3 protein-coding genes and 1 pseudogene are annotated in these 3,087 nt (G+C 72.8%); 2 read left to right on the forward strand and 2 right to left on the reverse strand.

What is annotated here, in order from left to right; genetic code table 11:
* A pseudogene (locus R6V09_RS49765) lies at positions 1 to 880 on the reverse strand (tetratricopeptide repeat protein); the annotation flags it as partial.
* Positions 881 to 959: 79 nt separating this feature from the next.
* On the reverse strand, positions 960 to 1,415 hold the full coding sequence (locus tag R6V09_RS49770; protein WP_317888035.1) for a PPOX class F420-dependent oxidoreductase: 456 nt from the start codon (positions 1,413 to 1,415) through the stop codon (positions 960 to 962).
* A gap of 75 nt (positions 1,416 to 1,490) precedes the next feature.
* Between R6V09_RS49770 and R6V09_RS49775 the strand changes: the two genes are divergently transcribed.
* Together R6V09_RS49775 and R6V09_RS49780 are read left to right on the forward strand one after the other, a co-directional pair.
* Positions 1,491 to 2,075 (forward strand): TetR/AcrR family transcriptional regulator, encoded by a 585-nt coding sequence (locus R6V09_RS49775; RefSeq protein WP_317888036.1) that lies wholly within the window; start codon positions 1,491 to 1,493, stop codon positions 2,073 to 2,075.
* Positions 2,072 to 3,087, forward strand: a 1,016-nt coding sequence (locus tag R6V09_RS49780) for an MFS transporter (RefSeq protein WP_317888037.1), incomplete at its 3' end; no start/stop codon positions are given. The genes R6V09_RS49775 and R6V09_RS49780, both read left to right, overlap by 4 nt.

Raw genomic sequence — 3,087 nt, forward strand, 5'->3', positions numbered from 1 at the left:
CGGCGGCGCGCAGGGCATAGGGCGAGCCGGCGCAGCGGTCCAGTACGGCGGGCAGCGTGGCGCGGGCGGCGGTGACCGCGGGTTTGCCGACCAGTTCGGTGAGGAGTCGTCTGGCGTCCCGGCGGGTCAGCGGGCCGACCGGGATCCGCAGCGCGTCGAGGCCGGTGAGGGGATTGCGCGCCACGACGAGGGTGACCACGTCCGCGGCCGAGGCCAGCAACGGCTGTACCTGGGCGCCGGATTGGGCGTGGTCGAGGACCACGAGCGCGCGGCGGTCGGTCAGCGAGGCCCGGAACAGGGTCGCCCGGTCGGCGGCCGATGGCGGTATCTCCTCGTCGGGCAGGCCGAGTTGACGCAACAGGATGGTCAGGACCGGTTCGGGGCCGAGGGTGCGCAGGTCGGCGTAGAGCTGTCCGTCGGGGAAGCGGTGGGTCTGCCGTGCGCCCCAGTGGTGGGCGAGGGTGCTGGTGCCGATGCCCTCGGGGCCGTGCAGGAGGACCAGCCGTGGGCGTCCGCCGAAGTGGCGCGTCGCCTCCTTGTCCAGGAGTTTCAGGGCTTCTTGACGATCCGTGAAGGAACGGGGCGCCGGTGGGAGGCAGTGCCGTCCCGGCCTCGTGACCCGGCCCGGGGTGCGCACGCCGCGCGCGAACCGGGTCCAGATCAAGGCGAGTTCGGGGTCGTCGTGGACGCGGTCGTGGATCATGCGGGCGACGGCGTCGAGTTCGTCGGGGGTGGCCGGTGCGGGCACCTCGCGGCCGGCGAAGCGGCGGACCAGTCCGCCGGCCGACTCCCAGGCCAGTTTGCCGGCCTCGCTCGCCATCCCGGAGCCGACGGCTCCGAACACCGCGGCGATGGCGCTCATGGACACCGGATCGATCACCTCGTGCACTCCCCCGTCGTCCGCACGCCGCCGTCACTGCGGATCAACCTTAGCGCCGTAGACGGGGGGTGACGATCGGTCATCCCAGGTTGGCGCCCTTGGGGATCCCGTAAGCCCGCTCCACCCTCAGCCGCAGCACCAGCCGCCGGTCCCGCACCATCGCCGCCCGATAGTCGTCCCAGTCCGGGTGCTCGCCCAGAACATCTCGGTAGAGCCGGATGAGTTCCTCGACCGTCTCGTCGTGCGGGTCGGCCGCGACCGGGGTGAGGTCGGCCGTGCCCTCGGCGACCGTGTACGCCCACCGGTCGGAGCTGGTCACGTGGTACGAGGCGCGGGGGTCGCGGCGCAGGTTGCGGGTCTTGGCGCGGTCGTCGGTGATGGACACCCGGATGATGCGCTCGTCGGGGTAGTAGGCGTGGCTGACGTTCGAGAGCTGCGGCCGGCCGTCTCCCTTGAGGGTGACCAGTACCCCGCCGTGGCCGTCGGACAGCAGCCGGAGAAGTGGGGCGTCGTCCTGTGTCGTGTCCTGAGTCATAGCTCACACAACGAGCGCGGCGCATCCGCCATTCCCGGGTAGACACTGTCTACGACCACTTGGTAGACAGTGTCTATGAGTGATTCGGAAGCAGCGGGACTGCGGGACCGGCTCGTCGACGCCGGCGTGGAGCTGGTGGCGAGCGAGGGGGCGCAGGCGCTGACCCTGCGGGAGATCGCCCGGCGGGCGGGTGTCTCGCACGGGGCGCCGCGCCGCTACTTCCCCACCCATGTGGAACTGCTGTCCGCCATCGCGCGGCGCGGCTTCGCCGAGCTCGGCGAGCGGGCCACCGGGGTGATCGCGGACGGTACGGCGAGCCCGCGGGCGCAGGTGGCGGCGCTGGGGCGGGTCTATCTGGAGTTCGCGCTCGACAACCCCGGCATGTACGAGTTGATGTTCCGTCACGATCTGCTGGAGAGCGGGCACTTGGGACTGCGGGATACCAGTCTGCCGTTGTTCGGCGTGCTGGTGGACCTGGTCGGCAGGGCCCGTCCCGACGTGGACGCCCGCCCGGTCGCGGGCGCGTTGTGGGCGAACCTGCACGGCATCGCCCAGCTCTGGCGCTGGGGCAGCCTCCAACTCGCCACCGGCGCGGACGACTTCGTCCCCCTGCTGCGGTCGGCCCTGGACGCGCACCTCGGTCCGGAGGCCGCCCGGTGACCGCGCATCGGCGGCTCGTGCTGGCGAGCAGTGTGGCGGGCGCCGCGATCGTCGCCCTGGACGGAACCGTGCTCACCGTCGTGCAGCCCACGCTCCAGCGGGAGTTGGGGGCGTCGCTCGCACAGGTCCAGTGGACGGGCACCGCGTATCTGGTCGCCGTGGCGAGCCTGTTGGTGTCGGCCGGGCGGATCGGGGACCGGTACGGACACCAGCGGGTGTTCGCGCTGGGCATGCTCGGTTTCGGGGTCGCCTCGGCCGGGGTCGGGCTGGCGCCCGGTGTCGGCTGGGTGATCGGACTGCGGGTCGTGCAGGGGGTGTTCGGCGCGCTGCTCCAGCCGGCCACGCTCGGCATGCTGCGCGCCGCGTTCCCGCCCGACCGACTCGGGATGCCCATCGCTGTACGGACGAGTGTGATCGGAGTCGCGGCTGCCGCCGGGCCGTTGGTGGGCGGGGCGTTGGTGACGGCGGTGGGCTGGCGAGCCGTGTTCTTCCTCCACGTCGTGCCCTCGCTGGTGTTCGGCGTGCTCGCGCTCGCCGTGCGGGAGCCGGAGCGGCAGGAGGCGCAGGACGTCCGGTTCGATCTCCCCGGTGCGCTCCTGCTGGCCGTCGCCCTCGCGTCGCTCATCCAGGCGCTGGTGGATCTGCCCGGCTCGGCCGCCGGGCTGGTGGTGTCCGTGCTCGCCGGCTTCGCCTTCGTCCGCCATGAGCGTCGTACGGCGCAGCCGCTGGTGCCGCCGGACGTCGCCCGGTCGGCGGCGATCCGTGGCGCGCTCGGCATGCTGCTCGCGGCCTCGGCCGCGTTCTCCGGAACGCTGTTCGTCGTCACCTACGTCCTGCAGGAGCAGATGGGCCTCAGCCCTTTCCAGAGCGCCCTGCGCGGGCTGCCGTTGGCGGCGGCGATGGTCCTCTCCGCGCCCGTGTGCCCGATGGTGCTGCGCCGGGCCGGGGCACGTCGTACGGCGGGAGCGGCGATGGTCGTCGTGGCGCTGGCCGTCCTCGTGCTGTCGCGGGC

Source organism: Streptomyces sp. W16 (assembly GCF_033194735.1).
GTDB lineage: Bacteria > Actinomycetota > Actinomycetes > Streptomycetales > Streptomycetaceae > Streptomyces.